Origin of the sequence: Alistipes sp. dk3624 (assembly GCF_009557455.1) — a bacterium.
GTDB lineage: Bacteria > Bacteroidota > Bacteroidia > Bacteroidales > Rikenellaceae > Alistipes_A > Alistipes_A hominis.
In genome coordinates this window covers 118,319-139,905 of the sequence record NZ_CP045651.1, presented here as the reverse complement: position 1 = coordinate 139,905, position 21,587 = coordinate 118,319, and the positions used below count along the sequence as shown (strand labels likewise).

The window sequence follows — 21,587 nt, the reverse complement described above, 5'->3', positions numbered from 1 at the left end:
GCAAAGATAAAAAAACAAACAAAACAAACTCATATTTCGCTATGAATCTTCCGTAAATCGAACATATCATACAATTTTCGCTCAATTTTGCTCTTGCGCGCCATTTTTGATTTGCATAATTTTATAGCCGCAATTAAGGACAATTCATATATGAGAAAAAATTATGTTATAACATGTCTGTTCATGGGACTGTTATTGCTGAACAGCTCGTGCCACAGTAAGCAGACGGAGGAAACGGACACGGCAAATGTCCGGCTCTTCATGGTTGAAAACGCCGGTGCTACATCGGTTCAAGAATTTCCCGGACGTGTGAAGGCTGCGGAAGAAGTGAACATGGCTTTCAAGATCAGTGGAACATTGATGAACGTCTATGTCGAGGAAGGCAGCAGGGTAAGCAAAGGTCAGCTTGTAGCGGAAATAGACCCGCGTGATTATCAAGTGCAATTGGACGCTATCAAGGCGGAGTATATGAACGTAAAATCGGAAGCCGAACGTGTAATAGCACTCTATGCGGACAGCGTAAGCACAGCCGATGCATATGACAAGGCACGATTTGGCTTACAGCAGATTGCCGCAAAATATGAAAATGCCCAAAACCAATTAGCTGACACAAAAATATATGCTCCTTTCAATGGGTATATTCAGAAACGCTTGTTTGATCCGCCAACGGTCGTGGCAGCAGGTATGCCTATTGTCACGATTGTATCAGGGGGTAAGCAAGAAATAGAAATCAATATCCCGGCGTCTACTTATATTCATCGCAACAAGATGGAATCGTTCTATGCTTCATTTGATTTCATGCCGAACCAGAAAGTCCCGCTCCGCTTGATTAGCATAGCACCGAAAGCCAATGCCAATCAATTGTACACAGTACGTCTTTCCATTCCGCAGGACATGTCGCCCCAGCCTTCGCCCGGAATGAATACGATGGTAGATATGGTGATAAGCGATACCGCGAGCGGGAAGACGGAAATACCGTCTTCCGCATTATTCAAGAAAGACGGGAAAAGTTGCGTCTGGGTTTATAATAAGAAGGACGGAGTGATAAGATTACGTGCCGTATCCGTCAAGCAACTCCATACCAATGGCAAGGCAATCATTGCGCAAGGGCTTTCTGATGGGGAACTTGTCGTGACTGCTGGAGTACATAAACTGACGGACAGCCAAAAGGTAAAGCCTATGGCTGATGAATCTGAAACGAATGTAGGAGGCTTATTGTGATGGATGTAGGAAAATGGGCTTTCGACAACAAGAAACTGGTTTATTTTCTTATTGTCGTCTTGCTGGTCGGCGGGCTCTATTCCGCATACGACATGAGCAAGCTGGAAGATCCGGAAATCAAGGTGAAAATGGCGATGGTCGTGGCGACCCGGCCCGGAGCTTCCGCACACGAGATGGAAATGGAAGTCACCGAACCGTTGGAAAAAAACATACGCACCATCGGTGAAGTGAACAACGTATGCAGTTGGTCGTATAATGATTTAACCATCCTCCAGGTCGAAATGAAGACCACGGTTCCGGAAAACGAAATCGAGCAGTGCTGGGACATGTTGCGGCGCAAAGTTTCCGATGCCGGAGCCGGACTTCCGGAAGGCACGTCGGTCAAGGTGCAAGACGATTTCGGATTGGTATACGGCATGTTCTACGCCCTGACCGGTGACGGAACGGACGAGCGCAAACTATCCGACTATGCCCGATTGATCCAGCGGGAGTTGACAAACATTGAAGACGTGGGACGTGTCACTATATACGGAGAACGAGAGGAGTGCATCAACATTGAGATGCTGCCTGAACGTATGGCGACATTGGGCGTTTCGCCTGCGGAGGTACTCACCACGCTGCAAGGGCAGAATGGCATCTATTATACCGGATATTACGACAACGGGCCAAAACGCGTGCGCGTGACTGTCAATGACAAATTCCGCAAGGTAGAGCAAATTCGCAATATGATTATACAGGGCCATGAGGATGACCAACTCCGCTTGGGAGATATTGCCAAAGTAGGTAATGACTATGTCACTCCGGTACGCAACTCGATGGCTTATAACGGCGAGCCGTCTTTGGGCATTGCCGTTGCCGCCGCTTCGGGTACGGACATCGTGAAAGTAGGCAAACAAGTTGAACGGCGGCTTGAGGAATTGAAAGCGGAGCATTTCCCGGCAGGAGTAGAATACCATCGCGTGTTCTACCAGCCGGAACGAGTGACAGATGCCCTTGCCACTTTCTTCATCAACCTGATAGAATCGGTCGTTATCGTCGTGGCGATATTGATGCTCGTCATGGGCTTCAAAAGCGGTGTTATCATAGGCACGAGCCTTATTGTCACGGTTATCGGCTCATTCTTGTTATTGGGCATGATGGACGGTTCCATGCAACGGGTATCGCTGGCTGCTTTTATTCTCGCAATGGGAATGCTGGTAGACAATGCCATCGTGATAATTGACGGCATCCTGATAGACCTGAAACGGGGCAAGCCGCGCATGGAAGCGATGACTTCCATAGGTAAAAGGACGGCCATGCCGCTTCTGGGGGCAACTTTGATTGCCATCCTTGCCTTCCTGCCCGTCTTCCTTTCTCCCGATACGGCGGGCGTATACGTGAGAGACCTGTTCATCGTCCTTGCCGTGTCGTTGTTGTTGAGTTGGATACTGGCACTCGTGCATGTGCCTTTGATGGCAAACGGTTGGCTGAAAGCCGACGCGCCCGGCAAAAAAGAGGAATCGTTATACAACGGTCGGGTATATGGCTGGCTGCGTGCAGCCTTGAATTTCGGGCTGCGTCATCGCGTATCCTCTGTGCTCATCGCGGTCGCGCTCGTCCTGTTAAGCGCATACGGCTATCGGTTCATGCGCCACGGCTTTTTCCCAGACATGGTGTACGACCAGCTCTATATGGAATACAAACTGCCGGAAGGTACGAACTCCACACAGGTGGCGAGCGAGTTGGAAGAAATCAGGGTTTATTTGAAAAGCCGCCCGGAGATACGCAACGTAACGACCGCCATCGGCGGTACGCCCGCCCGTTACAATCTGGTACGCAGCATCGCCACGCCCTCATTGTCGTACGGCGAACTGATTATCGACTTCGAGTCCCCCGACGCGCTGGTGGAAAACATGGATGAAATTCAACGGGAACTTCTGAAGCGGTATCCCGATGCCTACGTCAAGTTGAAACAGTACAACATCATGTACAAGAAGTATCCCATCGAGGCCCTGTTCACAGGACCCGACCCTGCCGTACTCCATGCGTTAGCGGATTCCGCACGCATGATTATGGAACAGACCCCCGAAGTCTGCTTGGTCACGACAGACTGGGAACCGTCCATGCCGTTATTGACGATAGACTACGACCAATCGTCCGCACGCCGCTCCGGGTTGAGCAGGCAAGATATTTCCACTTCCGTACTGACAGCAGCCGGAGGCATACCCGTTGGCAATTTCTATGACGGCATACACAAGAACACGATTTATCTGAAATGTACAGGAGAGGACGGAGAGAAAATGGACAATCTGGAGAATGTTCCTTTGTTCTCAATGATGCCCAATATAAGCAGCGTGTTGGATGAAGAAGCTTTGCTGAAAATAAAATCAGGAACGGCAGACCGCAGTGACCTCATCGAATCGGTCATGCAGACGACACCGTTGAAGCAAATCGGCAAGGGGATTAGCATGGAATGGGAAGACCCCATCGTTCCGCGTTACAATGGACAGCGTGCCCAGACAGTCATGTGTTCGCCTTCGCCTGGCATTGAAACAGAAAAGGCACGCGCAACCATTGCCGAAAGGATCGAACAGATAAAACTTCCCGAAGGATACCAACTACAATGGAAAGGCGAAAAAGATGCCAGTACGCAAACCATGCACTACTTGTTCAAAAACGTGCCGTTGGGTATCGTCCTGATGATTGCCATCCTTATCATGCTGTTCAAGGATTACCGCAAGCCTGCAATCATACTTTGCTGCGTCCCATTGCTTGCCATCGGTATCGTCGGAGCCATGCTTCTAAGCGGACAGTCATTCACGTTCTGCGCCATTGTCGGGGCATTGGGACTGGTCGGCATGATGATGAAAAATTGCATCGTGCTGATGGATGAAATCGGGGAACAGATAAGTGCCGGCATCGCACCGGCCGAAGCTCTTGTATCCAGTTCGGAAAGCCGTTTGCGTCCTGTGATGATGGCTTCGCTTACTACCATTCTCGGCATGATACCGCTGTTGAGCGACGCTATGTTCGGCTCTATGGCTGCTACCATCATGGGCGGCTTGCTCTTCTCCACACTGGCTACGCTGTTCTTTGTGCCTATCCTTTACGCCATGTTCTTCAAAATCAAGATAAAATGAAACGATTATTTATATACATATTCGCCGTATTACCGTTTGCATGCTATTCGCAAACGGTTCTGACACTGGATGAATGCATCCGGTTGGCAAAAGAAAACAATAAAAGGATGGAAGTCTCCGAGCAGCAATTACAGGCTTCCCTGTTTGAAAAGCGCAGTACCAAGGCTCTGTTTCTCCCGTCATTATCATTGACAGGAAACGCTCTTTATTCTACTGCCGACGGTTCCTATTCAAGCGGTATGGGACAACTGCCTGTATTAGGTGCGGATGGAATCCCTACAGGACAGTCTGCCTTGTTTCCGGGCATCGACCTTGCATACGACCTCGGCTGGATATACAGCGGAGGTGTCAAAGTGGAACAGCCCGTTTACATGGGCGGGAAAATACGGACAAGCTACCGCATGGCAAAGATCGGCGATGAAATAGCCCGGCAGAACAAAAGACTGACGGAATCGGAAGTGGTCGTGGAAACGTCACGTGCATACGCCGGAGTGGTGCGCGCCAAAGAACTGGTGCTGGTTGCGGAGTCCTATAATGAGCTATTGACGGAACTGATGCGTACCGTGGAAAGTGCCCGCAAGCATGGTATGAAATCGCAGAACGACGTGCTGAAAGTGAAGGTAAAGTTGAATGAAAGCGAACTGGACTTGCGCCGTGCGGAAAACGGGCATCGACTTGCCATGATGAATCTGTGCCACTACATAGGTCGCCCATTGACGGACAAGATAGAAACAGATAGCTCTTTACCTGAAACGAATGCCGGTTATATGCAGGACGACGGCATATCCAACCGTCCCGAATACTTGATGCTTGAACAGCAAAACGAATTGGCTAAACAGAAAATCGCCGTAGCAAGAAGCGAGCATCTGCCACAAGTGGGATTGGTCGGTCAATACGGCTACTTGAACGGCATTGAGCTAAATGGGAGAAAACTGCTCGACAGTTGGAACTTTCTTGTCGGCGTGCAAGTCTCCATACCTATTTTCGATTTCGGACACCGCACCAACAAGATCAAATCAGCCAAGGCGCAATACACACAGGTTCAAGCCGAACGCGAAGATACTAACGAACGGCTTACGCTTGAGATGACCCAGTCGTTCAACAACCTTGACGAAGCATTCCTTGAAAAGAGGTTAGCGGAATCGTCCGTTGTCTCAGCGGAGGAGAACCTGCGTGCGAGCCGACTGCAATATGAGAAAGGCGTGGAAACGCTGTCCGACTATCTTGAAGCGCAGACCTTGTGGCAACAAGCCATGCAGACACAGGTGGAAGCACGGATAAACTGCTATCTGAGATGGCTGGAGTATCAGAAAGCGGTTGGAAAAATTAACTAACGATCGGCATCGAGGTATATTTCTGCGTCCTTTCAAAAATGATTCATATCGTTTTATCTCGATGATGACCCGCAGAAGCGCCTCTCCGGGACAAAGAGGCGCACCGGACTCCTGCTTTTGACCCCGTATGCGCCAGGACGGCTAATACCCTAATATCCGCATCATCGAACGGTAACTCTGCTCCTTGGCGAACAGGCGGGTGTAATACTCGTTATCGCCCTTTTCGCGGTCGATGATAATGTGCTTCGGAGCCGGAATCAGGCAATGCTGGATTCCGCCGAACCCGCCCAGCGACTCCTGGTAAGCTCCGGTATGGAAAAACCCGATGTATTGCGGTCCGCCGTTCAGCTTCGGCAGAAAGATCGCGTTGGAATGCGACTCTCCGTTGTAATAATCCTCGCTGTCGCAAGTCAGGCCGCCGAGAAACACCCGCTGGTACTCCTTGTCCCAATTATTGATAGCCAACAGAATGTACCGCTGGTTGATCCCCCAGATATCCGGTAGCGTGGTCATAAAGGAACTATCGATCATATACCAGCTCTCCCGGTCGTTCTGCTGCTTCTGGTTGATGATCGAAAAGAGGGTCGCGCCGCTTTCGCCCACCGTGAACGACCCGAATTCGGTAAACAAGTTCGGCTCCTCGACCTCGGCCAGGTTGCATATATTCTTGATCTGAGCGACGATTTCCTCGGTCATGTACTCGTAATCATAATTGAAGCCCAGCGAATTTTTGATCGGGAACCCCCCTCCGATGTTCAGCGAATCGAGTTCGGGGCAGATTTTTTTCAGCTCGCAGTAAACGCTCAGACATTTGCTCAGTTCGTTCCAGTAGTAAGCCGTATCTTTGATCCCGGTATTGATAAAGAAGTGAAGCATTTTCAGCTTGAACTTCTTATTGCTGCGGATCTTGGTCTTATAATACTCCACGATGTCGTTGTAACGAATACCGAGACGCGAAGTATAAAAATCAAATTTCGGCTCCTCTTCCGACGCGATCCGGATACCGATCTTGCATTCGGTGTGAATAGCGGCGTCCAGCAGATCGAGCTCCTCTTTGTTATCGACGATCGGAATCGTATTTTCGAAACCGTTATTGACCAGCGCCGCAATATTCTCGACATACTGCGGACGCTTGAAACCGTTGCAGATGATAAAGATATTCTTGTCGATAATCCCGCCGTCGTACAGCGCGTCGATGATATGAATGTCATAAGCCGACGAGGTTTCGAGGTTAATGTCGTTCTTCAGCGCCTCTTCCAGCACGAATGAGAAGTGGGAACTTTTCGTGCAATAGCAATAGTTGTAATTCCCCCGGTAATCCACTTTGGCCATCGCCACATTGAACAATCGCTTGGCCCGCTGTATCTGCGACGTGATCTTGGGCAGATAGGTCACCTTCAGCGGCGTCCCGTACTGTTTGATCACATCCATCAGCGGCACTTCGTGAAAATTCAGCTCGTTGTCGACCACGGAAAACTCATCCTGAGGAAATTCGAACGTCTGCTCGATCAGATCGATATACTTATTCTTCATCTTCAAACAACCTGTTTAAGACCAATCCGCCCCCGCTACTTCATCCGATAAACTGCGAAGTAACGAAGCTACATTTAACTTATAGGACGCAAAGAAGACAATTCTTTTCAACAAAAACAACAACTCGGCCGAATTTATTTTGATTTTCGCTTTTATTTTTTTCCGACGAATACCCATCCCGAACGAACGAAAATACGTCCGGGAGTTGTTTCTATTCCGAAAAAGCCCTATTTTTGGAAATCAAATCTAACGACTGCGAGCCATGGTCAACAAAATTATAGCGGACTACCTGAAAACCAACAAGAGACTGGTCGTTCCTCAGTTCGGCGCGTTCCTCCACAAGGACGACGGAACCGTTGCATTCGTTCCGTTCCTGAAAAAAGACGACGGGGTGCTGATCCAACTGATCGGTTCGGCATACGGCCTGAATCCGGGCGACGCACAGGCTGCGATCGAGGAATTTACCGCCGAAATCAAAAAGAACATCGCCGCGCGCGGCGCTTATATTATAGAAGGTATCGGAACCCTGAAAATCGATTCGAACAGCATCTATTACCTGGATTCCGGACAAAAGGCAGCGCAGGCCATCCCTGCGCCCCCTCCGGTTGCCGCCGCACCCGTATCCTCGCCTCCGGCAGCAGCACGGCAACAGCGCCCGGCGCCTACGACCATCCCTCCGGTCGAAAAACCGCAACCGGCCGTCCCGCAGAAGCCGGCGACAGAGCAACGGACGGCTGCCGCGCCGCAACCTCAATCCGGCATCCCGCCCAGACGGTCCGTGCCGCAGCCGACGCAACAACGTCCCGTACAACAACAGACGCCGCCGCATCCGGGCAATCCGGTTCGGCAGACGCCGCCGGCGCAGCAAGTTCCCAACCGCGCTCCGCAACAGCCCTATCAACCGCCGATGCCGAACGCAGGCAACCGGCCTCCGATGAACCAGAGGCCGCAACAGCCCGGTTATCCGCGCAGGCCGCAGCAGCCCGGACGGCCGGTTCAAAAGAGATCGAAAGCGGACGGTTTTATCGTCATCGCGATCATCACCGCCATCATCGCGCTCGCCGTGATGATCTTCGGTTTTCTGGTAAGTCGCGAAGGCCCCGACATCCAGTCGATCATCCTGCCTGCACAGACCGATACCGCGACCGTACAAAGCGCGCCCGCTCCGGACAACGATTAGTCCGTACGAAAAACACCTGCGCCGGCACTCCTTTCCGGACAATCCGGCACAGGCTACTTACTTAAACGAAAATGGAGTTAACGACCATAAAACAACGCTTCGGGATCATCGGTAACGACGAAAGTCTGAACTGCGCCCTCGAAATAGCCCTGCGGGTCGCTTCGACCGATCTTTCGGTACTGGTGACCGGCGAAAGCGGGGTAGGCAAGGAGTTCTTTCCGCAGATCATTCATGCGAACAGCGCCCGCAAACACGGAAACTACATTGCCGTGAACTGCGGAGCCATTCCGGAAGGCACGATCGATTCGGAACTTTTCGGCCACGAAAAGGGAGCCTTCACCGGAGCTACCGAAAGCAGGAAAGGCTACTTCGAGGAAGCCGACGGAGGAACCATTTTCCTGGACGAAGTGGCGGAACTGCCGCATACGACCCAGGTGCGCCTGCTCCGGGTACTGCAAACCGGCGAATTTATGCGGGTGGGAGCGTCGAAGTCCGCCAAAACCAATGTGCGGGTAGTCGCCGCGACCAACATCAACCTGCGCGAAGCGGTCTCCAACGGACGCTTTCGGGAAGACCTGTACTACCGGCTGAACACGGTGCCCATCACCATCCCGCCGCTCAGGGAGCGCAAAGGAGACATCACGCTACTATTCAGGAAGTTCGCCACGGATATTGCCACGCAATACCGGATGCCCGTCATCACCCTCGACGACGAGGCGCGGCACCTGCTCGAGAACTACCGCTGGCCCGGCAACATCCGGCAACTGAAAAACGTGGCGGAACAGATCTCCGCCGTCGAGGAAACCCGTCTGATTACCGGCGAGATCATCAAAAAATACCTGCCGGATTCCGCGCCGAACACCATTCCGATGGTCATGAGCGGCAGCGCCCCGGCCAGCGAGGTGAATACCGAAAGAGAACTACTGTACAAAATTCTGTTCGATCTGCGCAGCGACATGAGCGAAATGAAACGAATGGTCGCCGAACTACTGGCCGAGAAATCGTACGACGCTCCCAAAAGCGATATCGCCGGGTTGCTGCCTCGCGGCAGCTACCCGATCGCACCGGCCGTCAAATCTCCGGCTGCCGAGGCGCTTTACACCGACACCGAAGAGGTCGTGGACGACGGCCCGAAGGAAGAGATGACCAAAGAAAAAGCGCAGAAAGAGGCAATAATCCGGGCTTTGAAACGTCATAATGGGAAACGCAGAGACGCGGCCCGCGAACTCTTCATCTCGGAACGCACGCTGTACCGGAAAATCAAAGAATTAGGAATCGACGAAATCCCGTAATCCCGGAAATGGCCGGCAGGGAAATGGAAAACGCCATGAAAAACAGACTGAAATACATCATCCTGCTCGTATGCCCGCTACTGTTGGGTACGTGCAGCGTGAGTTACTCCTTTTCGGGGGCTTCGCTGTCGCCCGAAATGAAAACGATCAGCATCGCCCGCTTCCCGAACAATGCGCTGTTGGTTGCCCCGATCCTCAGCTCGACGCTAACGGATGCGCTGCAGGAACGTTTCGCGCGCCAGACGAAACTGATCCAGGTGCCCGAAAACGGCGACCTGAATTTCGAAGGCGAAATCACGAATTACGCGTCGACGCCGGCGGCCATTTCCGGGGATGAGTACGCAGTACTCAATAACCTGACGATCACCGTACGGGTACGGTTCACCAACGCTGTCGACCCGTCCCTGAACTTCGACAAAACTTTTTCGGCTTTCTCCACCTACGAGAGCAGCAAACTGTTGCAGGAAGTCGAACCTACACTGATTCCGGAAATCGTGGATCAGTTGGTAGAAGATATTTTCAACGCTGCCGTATCGAATTGGCAGTAATCCGCCTGCAGATGAACGACGAAACGGCATCCCGAACCGCTCCGCTCCTTTGCGATCCGCCCGAAGAGGCGGCCGGCCGCTACCCGTGGTTCGTCGCCGCGCAACTACTTCTATGGCAACGGGGAGGAACAATCACGCCTGCTCTCCGGTTGCGACAACAGTTCCGGCCGTTGCCGGATTTTTTACTGAAAAAAAACGAAACGGCAGCTACGCGGGACCCGTTCGAAGTCATCGAAAAATTCCTGCAGGAAACCCCTTCCCGCCGTTCCCCGGCGACGGGAACGCTCCCCGGGGAGGATCTGTCCCGGGAATCCGTCACCGAAGACCCCGACCTGATTTCCGAAGAACTGGCCGAAATCTATGCAAAACAGGGATTTTATTCCAAAGCCAGAGAAATTTATACCAGATTAAGTTTGCTATATCCGGAAAAAAGTGTTTATTTTGCCGAGATTCTTACCGGGCTCGGCGACAGCGAATCCGATTAACTGACCAATTATAAACGTTTAAACCCATATTAGTAATGTATATTTTCTGCATCGTATTGATCCTGATAGCAAGCATCCTGTTAATTCTTGCCGTTTTGGCTCAGAACCCCAAAAGCGGCATGGCTGCCAATTTCGGAGCATCGAACCAGGTCATGGGCGTGCGTCAGACCGCCGACTTTCTCGAAAAATTCACCTGGGGGCTGGCTATTTCCATCGTAGTACTGAGCCTGATCGCAACGATGACCATGCCGTCGGCCAGCATTTCGTCGAGCAAAAGCGGCGTCGAAAGAGCGCTGGAACAATCGCTGGAAAGCAACGAAAACCTGATGCCGCAGGCATTGCCGGCAGCCGGACAGGACGCAGCCGCTCCGGCACAGACGACGGACTCTGCAAAATAGACGTTTCCGATCCGGCGGCGGCATCGGCCGGTTTCGCCGGACGTTTTATGAATTTATACAAAAAAGGTGTCCAACAAAACATGTTGAACACCTTTTTCATTTTCCCGCAACATGATACGACCGCTCGAACCGGAAGATACGGACACCGTACTAGAAATATGGCTGCGAAGCTCCGTCGCGGCACACGACTTCGTGCCGCGCAGCTATTGGGAAGGGAAGTTGGACGAAATGAGAACCCGTTACCTGCCCGACTCCCGCACGTTCGTCTACCAGGACGAATCGGCGGAAAGCGTCTGCGGATTCGTCTCGCTGGTCGAAAACTATGTCGCGGCCCTATTCGTCCATCCCGACCGGCAGGGACAAGGTATCGGACGCCGCCTGCTGCAATGGGCCGCAGCGCAATATCCGACGCTGGAACTGAGCGTATACGCCGAAAACAAACGGGCCGTACGCTTTTACCTCCGGGAAGGTTTCGAAATCCGACAGGAACAGACCGATGCGAATACCGGCCGCAAAGAGCTGCATTTACTGCTTCGAAACAAGCGATATTGAACCATCCTATGTCCAATCCTCGCGTCACATACAGGTTTACGGCGATGCCGGTTTTGCAATTGCGCCCGCAGAAAACACGGCGCGACGCTTCCAAACGATAATCAAGGCAAAATCAGCTAATTGAATAAAAATATTCAAATAAACGGATCGGGGAAGTTCGATGAACTTCCCCGATCCGTTTATCAATAGAATAGTACGGCAATCTGCCCTTACCGAGTCACCACCTCCCACACCTTGATGCGGCGGTCTTGCCCGTCCGGGCCTTCGACGGTCAGCGTCACCGTCCATTCGCCGGCTTTGGCATAACGGTGCAGCGGATATTCCTCGGAGGATTTCGTTCCATCGCCGAAGTCCCACTCCCGGCGGGCGATCTCTCCGGTCGAACGATCTTCGAACAGCACGATCCGCCGGTCGCGGTCGACTTCGGTAAACGCCCAGTCGGCAGCGATTTTCGGCCGCAGCGTCTCTTCCAGCGGCATCAGCCGGAAAGCGTTTAGGAACGAAGCGTCGCGGATCATCCGGAAATCGTGCGACAGACACATCACCGGATCGGCTTTCGGCCGATCCACATCGAAATCGATCATACACCACGACATTCCGATCAACTCGTTCTCGGTCAACTGCGAAACGACCGAACGACCGGGCCCTTCGACCGCCGCGTAATCGAACGGCGTGATCCAGAACTCCATTTTCAGCACACCGGATTCACCCGGCCCGAAATCATAGTCGTACGCGACGTTGGCATACGGGAAATCCTTGATCCACGGCGTAGAACCCCATACCATCGCCCAGTCTTTCCCGTGCTGCACCGGCGTGAAAATGTGGTAATTCTGCGCATGGGCGCCATGTCCCTTGAAATGCAGGTCAGCAACCGGCAGCTTGTTGATATTGCCGTTGTCTTCCTTGATAAACGGACCGCCGGACGCGTCGCCGTCGACCACCAATTCGAAAATATCCTGCCGCAAACCCGGATCGGTAAAGTCCCAGCTATCGTCGTAAGCCTCCACATAGAAATAGAGCCGGTTCTCCCCGTTCACCCAACCGACCTTGACGGTCAGGTCGAACTCCTTCGGATCGAGGTTCTCACCGCGTCCGCCATGCGTATCGTACAACTCCGACAATCCAATCGCATAGGAATCGGGCACCATGTCCCAATCCGAAAAATCGCCGTCGATACGCGGAATAGCCGTCCGCGGAAACTGGAAAATCCGATACTCCTTCTCCGGCCGGGCGAACCCGAATGCCTGCTGCGCGCCGAAAATGCACAGCAAAACTCCCAATAAACAATTGATCCGTCTCATCCCTGTCAGTTTTCAAAGGTTTCGTCGCACATCGACTGCGGCAGGTCTTCCGGAGAACTGCCCCAGTTTTTATTCGGTTCGGGCCCCATCTCGAACGCCAGCGTCGCATTGCCGCCGAACAGGTCTTCGTGTCGCAGCCAATTCTTCGAATACGGTGCGCCATTCAGCGTTACGGACTGAATATAGCAATTTTCGCGCGATACGCCGTTCGCCCGGATCGTCAACACCCCGTTCGGATGCTTTACCGACATCTCCCCGAAAATCGGCGTTCCGATAAAATAAACGCCCCGACCGTGGGTAACGGGATAGAACCCCATCGAACTCATCACGTACCACGCCGACATCTGACCGGTATCGTCGTTGCCGCAGATCCCTTCGGGAGAAGTATCGTACAGCGTGTAGATCACGTCGCTGATCCGTTTTTGCCCTTTCCACGGTTGTCCGGCATAATTGTACATGTAAAGGGTGTGATGCCCCGGCTCGTTGCCTTGCGCATACTGTCCGATCAAGCCGGTAATATCGGGCGCTGGGTTGTCGCCGTGTATCTCGGAGCTGACCGTAAACAGCGAATCGAGTTTGGCGACGAACGGATCGCGGCCGCCGAACAGATTCATCAGCCCCTTGCCGTCGTGAGGCACGAAGAAAGTCCACTGCCACGAAGTGCCTTCGCAGAAATCGTCGTCCGGCCGGTAGTGGTTCGAATGGAACGGATCGAACGGCGTCCGCCAACTGCCGTCGGAATTCCTGCCGCGCATAAAGTTCAGATTCTGATCGAAAAGATTCTTATACCAGCCGGCCCGGCCGATGTAATAGTCGTAGTCGTCCCGGTGCCCGAGCATCCGCGCCATCTGAGCGATGCACCAGTCGTCGTAGCAATATTCGAGGGTCTTCGAAACGGAAGTCACCTCCAGATCGCACGGCACGTACTCGTACTGCTTGTAATAACGCGTCCCGCGGAACGCTTTCAGAAAATAACCGAACGTATCGCGGTTGGCCGACGCTTTCATCGCCTCGTAAAGCGCTTCCGCATCGTAACCGCGAATCCCTTTGCAATAAGCGTCGGCAACCAGCGGCATCGAGTGATAACCGATCATGCACATGTTCTCGACGCCGGCCAGCGTCCAGATCGGCAGTTGACCGCAGTGGCGGTAGTGCTCCAGCAAGGTTTTCATCAGATCGCGGGTCACGTCCGGCCTGAGAATCGCGATCAACGGGTTCTGCGCCCGGAACGTATCCCAAAGGCCCAGCACGCCGGCGAAATAACGGAAATCGCCCTTATATACCTTCGAGTCGGAACTGCGGTATTCGCCCGTCACATCGGAATAGAGCATCGGGTAGAGCATCGCGAAATAGAGACTCGTATAAAACACCTCCTTCTGCGGCGAATCGGCATCGGCGATCCGGACAGCCGACAGGGCTTCGTTCCAGTCCCGATAAGTCGTTTTCCGGACTTTATCGAAATTCCATCCTTTGATCTCGGCCCTCAGATTCTGCCGCGCGCCGTCCATACTGACCGGGGAGATGCCCACACGGACGACGACCGGTTTTCCCGCCTTCCCTCCGAAACGCAGCACGGCCCGCACGTCGGTACCTTCCAACTCACGGACGCCGTCCCGAAAATGCTTATGATCGAAAAGACGGCACGAAACGATCGGCTCTGAAAATTCGGCGTAGAAATAGACGTGCTGTTCCGGCGCCCAGCCGTTCGAAACCCGGTATCCCCGCACCGTACGGTCGTCGACCCATTCCAGCCGCGAGATTTTGACGGTATCGAAATCTTCGTCGGCGAAAATGGTCGTCGAATGCTCGCAGCCGTGTTTCAAGTCGATGATCAACTGCCGCATCGCCCCTTCCGGATACGTGTAGCGGTGCATCCCGCAGCGAGCCGTAGCCGTCAGTTCGGCATCCACGTCCGAATCGAGCCTGATCCGGTAATACCCCGGTTCGATAAACTCCTGCTCGTGCGAATAACGGCTGCCGACGCGGTCGGGACAAACCTGCTGCTGCGTCCATACGGCATCCGTAACCGGAAAGAACATGATGTCCTGATAATCGGTTCCGCCGCCGCCCGATTTATGGGTGTGGCTGAAACCGTAGATCAACGGATGGTCGTAGTGGTAGCCGGAAGCGGTGAAATAAGTATCCGGCCCCAACTGCACCATTCCAAACGGAGCTGCCGCCACCGGCACGACGCATCCGGCCGCCCCGGTTCCCATCATCGGCCGTACGCAGGCAGCCGGTTCCGATCCGGCGGCAAACCCGGCCGTACACCACAGCAAGGCGACAGCCGATACGATTTTACGATAATTCATCTCGCATTTTATTAAAAAAGCGGGAGCCTGCCGTTCAACAGGCTTCCCGCAATGAAATTTTCCGAATAACTACTTTTTACCTTTTGCCGCCTCGGCTTCGCGGTCCAACAGGTAGTAGATGTTGTCCGCGATAGCGGAAGGAGGAATAAACATACCGCCGTAGTTGCCCGTCGTCGCATTGTGCGTATCGGGGAAACAATAGTCGAACGCACCCTCTTTGTAACGGTCGTACGTCTCCGGAATATTGTGCGGACGCCAGTTGTCGTCGGTATGCACATTCATCCAACGGATCGCCGCATTGGTAATACCGCGGTGGAACTTCATCCAGTCGATCTCCGGATCGACCTCCTCCCAGCGGATGCCGTTGGCAATCGACTGAGCGAACACGGCGAGCACCTCCCACTGCACATGGTCGCGCACCCAGTTGGCGAAGTACCAGTCGCTCGAACTGAGCACCGGTTTGGTATTGTACAGCATCGGAATCTCCTCCGGCTCCCACAGGTGCGTGAAAGGCAGGATCGTACGCATCCAGTAAACCGCTTTTTCCTTGTATTTCGGATCGCCGAACTGCTCGAACGCCTTGTAGTTGGCGATGGCGGCATGTCCCGCGGCGAACAGGTTGGCCGCATGCAACGGGGTTTCCCAGAAGTCGCCGCCCTCGGGGCGCGTCATCGACATGCAGAAGTCGATCGCCTTTTTACCCGCGTCCAGGAAACGCTGTTCGCCGGTTTCCTTCCCGATTTGCAACAGTTCCATCGCCGGCAGAATCGTAATGTCGAGCGCCGTAGCCCCGTCGAGTCCCATCGGCTCTACGAAAGAGGTCGCTACCTTGAAATCGTCCTTGCGGTAGTGTCGTCCGTCCGGTTCGAAAGCGAACGAACCGTCGGCACGCTGGATTGCCAGAATTTCGTCCCCATGTTTTACTTGGCGGGCCTTCTTCTGTTCGGGCGTTTCGATCTTAACCATGGGAACTTCTTTGGGCTGTAACGATTCGATCTTGGCCTGCAATTCTTTAACTACCTGCGATTTTTTATTCTCGTTCATGTAACGCCTCAAAAATCCCGGAACGTTCGGGCCGGCTTCGTCGATCGAGCGCTGCACCACGCCGAAACCATGCCCCTCGTGCCACAGGTTCGTATTATAAGCGCCGGCCATCAGATCGAGCGCCTTGCGGTAATCCCATTTCGGAGCCGAAGGTTCGGGCAGGCCGTGGCGTTTCACCCAATCGGTTACCACGTCGACGCTGTTCCCTTTGCTGAGCCACAGTTCGGCGTCGAATTCGATCTTCTCGCCGATCCGCAGTTCCGGCGCGATCTGCGAATAAATTTCGTTCTCGTGTCCTTCGACCGAAGCGTCCGGAATCATCAGTCCCATCAACTGGTTATTCATCCGATCGACGAAATTCGGCGAGGCGAACACCGGCTGCGGATGCTGCGTGCGGTAGTTGAACCAACGCGCCGCTACCGCATTCGGGTCCCATGCCAGTCCGATACCGTCCCCCTCATAACTGATCGCCATCAACGGCACAGACACCTTGTTGGGGTGTGGGGCGACGCGCAGCGCCCACGGGTCTTTGAAAAAGTCAGAACCGCTCGTCCACTCGTCGCCGATCGCCCAGTCCACGCCCGGCAGGATCGCATCGTCCTTCTTCGTCCCGAACGACGATTCGCCCACCTTCAGCCACGGGCCGCGCAGGTAGCGCAGGTAGTAATTACCGGTCGCCGTCAGATCGTATTTCAGTTTGACGAAAGGAGAATCCGGAGCGACGGTAATCGTCACCGTTCCGGTAATGGCCGGCTCGCCGTACGGATAGTGCATCCAGTTGTCGAACGAAGTGCCTTTCAACATCTCGCGCACGACCACCGATTTGACGTTGAATACGAGGCTTTCGCCGTCGTCCGTCCTGACCCGGGACACCGAATCGGCCTCGAAACGCATCGGGATGTCCTGGTCGCGGATCATCAGTTCGCCCAGATGATCCATCACGGCCATCAGCTTGCCTTCGGGCGTCAGAATTTCACCCCAGCCCCAGCCTTTGATCCGTTTGAAAAAATTCATCGTGACATACTTGTTTTCGAGCGTCACCGACTCGTTGACATAGCTGCTCTGCTTGAAATGCGGAGTCAGACTGCCGTCGGCAGCCGTCGCGCTACGGGCCGTAAAAACCGCGACGGACAACGCCGCCAGAACGGCCGGGAAAAACATTCTTTTCATATCGTTTCAAGTTATCGTTAATCCTCTTCATACCGGTAATTCGCGCGGCGCGACGGGGCCTGATCGCCATTGAGCAGGAACTCGTCGATATCCCCCAACTTTTGGATGCCGTCGGCCCAATGGAAATCGAAAGCCAGTTTTCCGGGCCCGAAACAGCTACGCGGAACGCTCACCATCAGCTCGTTACCCTGGTAGCGATAGGCTGCTTCGCGGCTTTTCCTCCATCCGGTCTTATCGTAGGTTTTGACCATGCTCTTACCGCTTCGGAAACCGTCGTTAACAAGCAGGTCGTAGCCTTCCCATCCGGTCGCATGCTGCCTGTCGGTATCGATAAACAGCAACATCCAATACGGATCGGTATGCGGAGTAAGCGGCTGCGCCGTTTTTACGTAGAAATAGACATACTTATCGTCACGCGCCACCTTCGACTCGATAATGTCGTTGCGCCCAGTCGCATTCACATACGGCCCGGCGGCGAAATTACCCGGACTGTCGCGGTGATACGTATCGCCCGCATGATCGTAATAAGTCTTTTTGACCTGCCGCCACTGGTCGAAACCGCCGTTCAGGTCGATCGTTACCGGTTCGCCGGCCGGTTCGGGCTTGGCAACCCCTTTGTACTTCCGGACATTGGCGATCAACTGGTAGTAATAGTTGTCGGTATGGCCGCCCTTCATCGGTTCGATGTCTCGGCTGAACTCCTGGTTGTACTGGTCGATGAAATAGCCTTCGCCCATTTTGACTTCGCGGCCGCCTTTGCCGCATTTGGCTCCGGGGAAAAAGTCCCATTTCTTCATCTCCTCGGCGTAATCCGGATTCGTCCGGTTCATCTGTCCGGCCGTCCATTCGTTCCAGCCGGTCACGAATATAAATTCCGGATCGACCTCCAACGCACGCTGCCACTGCTGATCGAAATAAAGCCCCTTATCGGTATCGGTCGTCGCATCGTACCGGTCGTGTTCCGGCTCCACGCCGTCGCGGAAACTCCGTCCGATATTCGACAGCGGATGCTGCGCGGATGCCACCGGCACGTACTCGGCCCGGTCGGGCGACTCGTGCCAGCCGACCGACTGCGGATAATGGTCCACCCATGGCCACTCGTCATGTCCGTCGTCGTACCACCGGAGCGTCGTCCACGCCCAGCTTTGTCGGATCGTGAAAAAATCCCGGATCTCTTTCGGGAAACGGACATCGTCCATTTGCTGGCGCCCGCCGATGATATGCTGCCCGAACATCAGCAACGGCTTGCCTTTCCAGCGGAACCACAGATCGGCATACAACCCCCGGCTGTAGATCTGATCCCAGAGCTGCTGCACCGAATTCTGGCTGGCCAGGCAGGCGATCTGCGGCGTGGTCTCGCCCTCGGAACGCATCTTGCGGAACACTTCGGCGATGAAGACGAAAACATCTTTGTAAATATTGTCGTTCGTATTGTCGAGAACGATCAGATCGACACCCGCGTCGGAGAGCATCCGCGCATGACGGCGGATGATCCACTCGTCCTTCATGATGTAGTAACCCGCTTCCGGCTCTCCCCAGTAATGGACGCCGCCGCCCCATTTCGGGTTCACCGGATCGGCCTTCAGTATCTCGGTCACGTTATAAGGACCGTCTTTCGCCCCGTTCTGGTTGTGGGTTACGAAATAGAACATCGCCACCGTGCGGTTCGTTTTACGCGGACCGCACTCCGCATAACCGGGCAGCGTCCGTCCTAGCGCATCGGTAGCCACCCACGTATCGGCCTGCAGGTCGCGGCCGCCGCATCCGGCAGCCTGACCTGCCGTTTGCGCGGAAACGCTTCCCGACAGCAGACCGAAGGCCGCGAACAGAGCCGCCCGCGAAATCTTAACAGTAAACATCGTATTCAAATTTATCAAAACCGGATTCTTATTTATCCGCCGAATCCCCGCCCGAAATAGGCGAGGATACCGGCGGATGATTCAATTACAATCTATTTCGATTGGGTCGGCATGGCGATCGGTTCTTTGTAAATAATCTGATCCCAACTGTCGATGCCGATGATTTTCTTAGCGAATTCGAATGCCTCTTCTTCCCGGTCGGTGCCGAAAGCCTGGAATACGAACCAGGCCGGTTTGCGTCCCGACGGATCGTCCTTATCGTCCGGGAAGCGACGGATACCGATCCTGAGACCTCCTTCGCCGCGCTGGTCGAACCAGCCGTGCATCTGATAAGCGTCGATTCCGTCGCAGGCTTCGAGCTTCTTCAACGCATAAGCCATTCCGGCAGCCTGTTCCAGCAGCGCTTCTTCAGAGTAATCTTTCGAATTGGGATTCTGTTCAGACAGATAAAGCGTACGTTTCTCCTTGCCTTTATAGAGCGCGCGCGGCTGCTTGATCCATGCGTCGAGCACTTCGAGGTTCTTGAACGTGATCAGCGGCGTATTGTAATCGAACGTCGCTTCGGTATCGAGCCACGCTTTCGGTTCGAACAACGATTGCGGATAAGGATGGTGTGCCACGCCCCATTTGAAATCGCCTTCGGCCTCGGTGTAATCGAGCAGCAGGTCGAGCAACTGGGCCGACGGGTAGCAATACTCGTTGTGGCGCGACTGCCAGTAGTGGGTCAGCGTAATCAACACTTCGGCATGCGGGTTATATTTGCGAGCCGTATAATAGAGCAAACGCATCGACTTGACGTAAATATCCATGAACCGCAGCGGCGTTTTGATCCCGGCATTGGTCCACACCCAACCGGCATCGACTTCGTTGTGGGCGATCCAGTGGTGGATGCGGCCGTACTTCTTGTCCGGGCGGTTGTAGCGCGAAGCGAGGAAATCGATCGCGGCGGCGTAAAGGTTCAGCGATTCGAGCGTCGTCATGTTCGGCATCGTATAGATACCCGCCGGATCGAAATCCGGATGTTCGAACAGTTTACCGGCGGCTTTGTCGGCAAAAGCGCGCTCCGGAGCCACCAGAATGATCGCGCTGACGATCATGTTTTTCGAAGCCGCGAATTGCAGCGTCTTGTCGAATCCGTCGATGGTTTTCTTATCGGCATAATAAGTTTTGCCGTTGTATTCGAACGGAATCGAATTGTCGGACGGAGTCAAGCGCATAAAGCCGAGCCATATATTGACCGTAATGCTGGTCGCCTGCAGGCTGTCCGCATCGGAAGCGTACGGACCGTCGTGGAAACCGCCGATCCCTTTTTTGGTAGCCACCACCTCGTGCGGCAGATCGTACTGAGCCTTCACGTCGTCGGCATAACGCCCGTGCGAACAGATCAGATATCCCTTCTGCGACTTCTGGGCCAGCACCCAGCGCGAATAGAGGCGGTCGTACTGCCGCCCGTCAACCTGCGCATAGCGGTCGAATTTCAGCTTGAAGTTCGTCGGCTTATCGATTTTCTTTTCGGTAATGAAAGTCAGATCGGTCAGGTCGCCGAACATCGGCACTTCGCACAAATAAACGTCGCCCGGCATTCCTTTGATATTACCGGCCACTTCGACGCCTTCGTCGGTCACTTTCACGTCGGTCACCTGGCACGGGTGATCTTTCTTAAGGTAAACGTCGATATCGTGGTTCAGTCTTTTCTCGCGTGCTTCCCGTTCGGCTTTCTGCCGGTTCTGAGCGATCTCTTTTTCGGTATAAGCCCTCAGGCGCGGCGACTTGATCCGCATGGTGGTCGGTTTGGCCGCATTCGGAACGATCAGCAAGCTCAGAAAATCATTGGGGCTTTTAAGCTGTTTGAGTTTATCGGACACATCGACCGAGAAAGTGCTCCATCCTTCGGCGATCGGCAGGCGGATCATGTTCTCCTCGATGCGCGACCGGTCGTTATTGACCGTCACGACCATGAACTCCATGCCCGAAGCGCAGAAATAATCGAAACTCAGCACCGCCACATCTTCCGGCAACTGCTCTTTCAGCGGAGCGAACTCAATCACCGCGTCGTTCGGAGCGGTCGTCACCTCGAACACTCCCTTTTCGACCTCTTTCATCACAAAACCCTTCGACTCTTTCGGCGCGACGGACAACGGCACCGCATCTTGGGCATGCGACTGCGAAACAAACAACAAGGCCCCGATCAACAGCAGGCCGACAAAACGTTTCTTACTCATCTCTTCGTTCAGTAAAA

Annotated in this window: 15 protein-coding genes; 9 read left to right on the top strand and 6 right to left on the bottom strand. The window is 53.9% G+C overall.

The genetic code is table 11. The annotated features are described in order from the left end of the window. Positions 1-183 precede the first annotated feature (183 nt). From GFH31_RS00630 to GFH31_RS00620, 3 genes are read left to right on the top strand one after another with little or no spacing between them, the layout of a single operon-like run. Positions 184-1,221, top strand: coding sequence for an efflux RND transporter periplasmic adaptor subunit (locus GFH31_RS00630; RefSeq protein ID WP_118457436.1), 1,038 nt, complete (start codon positions 184-186; stop codon positions 1,219-1,221). Then, the gene (locus tag GFH31_RS00625; protein WP_118457438.1) at positions 1,221-4,340 is read left to right on the top strand and encodes an efflux RND transporter permease subunit; all 3,120 of its coding nucleotides are present in this window, start codon (positions 1,221-1,223) and stop codon (positions 4,338-4,340) included. Before GFH31_RS00630 ends, GFH31_RS00625 begins: the two co-directional genes overlap by 1 nt. Then, a complete protein-coding gene (locus tag GFH31_RS00620; RefSeq protein WP_118656604.1) occupies positions 4,337-5,674 on the top strand; it encodes a TolC family protein in 1,338 nt (445 codons plus the stop codon). Before GFH31_RS00625 ends, GFH31_RS00620 begins: the two co-directional genes overlap by 4 nt. A 141-nt stretch (positions 5,675-5,815) precedes the next feature. Here GFH31_RS00620 and GFH31_RS00615 read toward each other — a convergent pair whose 3' ends face one another. Next, positions 5,816-7,207: a decarboxylase gene (locus tag GFH31_RS00615; RefSeq protein ID WP_055204192.1), complete on the bottom strand. Its 1,392-nt coding sequence runs from the start codon at positions 7,205-7,207 to the stop codon at positions 5,816-5,818. Positions 7,208-7,469: 262 nt separating this feature from the next. Here GFH31_RS00615 and GFH31_RS00610 point away from each other — a divergent pair, with 262 nt between their 5' ends. The 6 genes from GFH31_RS00610 to GFH31_RS00585 all read left to right on the top strand — a co-directional run bounded on the left by GFH31_RS00610 (position 7,470) and on the right by GFH31_RS00585 (position 11,662). After that, positions 7,470-8,387, top strand: coding sequence for a hypothetical protein (locus GFH31_RS00610; RefSeq protein WP_153498055.1), 918 nt, complete (start codon positions 7,470-7,472; stop codon positions 8,385-8,387). A gap of 71 nt (positions 8,388-8,458) precedes the next feature. Beyond that, positions 8,459-9,679, top strand: a complete 1,221-nt coding sequence (locus GFH31_RS00605) for a sigma-54 interaction domain-containing protein (RefSeq protein WP_101570622.1) — start codon at positions 8,459-8,461, stop codon at positions 9,677-9,679. A 35-nt stretch (positions 9,680-9,714) separates the two neighbouring features. Further along, positions 9,715-10,227 (top strand): LptE family protein, encoded by a 513-nt coding sequence (locus GFH31_RS00600; protein WP_055204553.1) that lies wholly within the window; start codon positions 9,715-9,717, stop codon positions 10,225-10,227. An 11-nt stretch (positions 10,228-10,238) separates the two neighbouring features. Beyond that, entirely contained in the window at positions 10,239-10,712 is a 474-nt protein-coding gene (locus GFH31_RS00595; RefSeq protein ID WP_145996483.1) for a hypothetical protein, read from the top strand. Between the two features lie 35 nt (positions 10,713-10,747). Continuing rightward, complete coding sequence (gene secG / locus GFH31_RS00590) at positions 10,748-11,110, top strand: preprotein translocase subunit SecG (RefSeq protein WP_055204184.1); 363 nt, start codon at positions 10,748-10,750, stop codon at positions 11,108-11,110. Between the two features lie 111 nt (positions 11,111-11,221). Beyond that, positions 11,222-11,662, top strand: coding sequence for an N-acetyltransferase (locus GFH31_RS00585; protein ID WP_101570626.1), 441 nt, complete (start codon positions 11,222-11,224; stop codon positions 11,660-11,662). A gap of 209 nt (positions 11,663-11,871) precedes the next feature. On the opposite strand, the gene GFH31_RS00580 is transcribed toward GFH31_RS00585, so the two are convergent. The 5 genes from GFH31_RS00580 to GFH31_RS00560 form a co-directional block, all read right to left on the bottom strand. Next, positions 11,872-12,963 (bottom strand): PKD domain-containing protein, encoded by a 1,092-nt coding sequence (locus GFH31_RS00580; protein ID WP_228385774.1) that lies wholly within the window; start codon positions 12,961-12,963, stop codon positions 11,872-11,874. A gap of 5 nt (positions 12,964-12,968) precedes the next feature. Beyond that, positions 12,969-15,275: a GH92 family glycosyl hydrolase gene (locus tag GFH31_RS00575; protein WP_055204180.1), complete on the bottom strand. Its 2,307-nt coding sequence runs from the start codon at positions 15,273-15,275 to the stop codon at positions 12,969-12,971. A 69-nt stretch (positions 15,276-15,344) separates the two neighbouring features. Then, positions 15,345-17,489: a hypothetical protein gene (locus tag GFH31_RS00570; RefSeq protein WP_153498054.1), complete on the bottom strand. Its 2,145-nt coding sequence runs from the start codon at positions 17,487-17,489 to the stop codon at positions 15,345-15,347. A 17-nt stretch (positions 17,490-17,506) separates the two neighbouring features. After that, on the bottom strand, positions 17,507-19,348 hold the full coding sequence (locus GFH31_RS00565) for a hypothetical protein (protein ID WP_118457449.1): 1,842 nt from the start codon (positions 19,346-19,348) through the stop codon (positions 17,507-17,509). 92 nt (positions 19,349-19,440) lie between these two features. Continuing rightward, positions 19,441-21,570: a DUF5722 domain-containing protein gene (locus tag GFH31_RS00560; RefSeq protein ID WP_118656594.1), complete on the bottom strand. Its 2,130-nt coding sequence runs from the start codon at positions 21,568-21,570 to the stop codon at positions 19,441-19,443. Positions 21,571-21,587 lie beyond the last annotated feature (17 nt).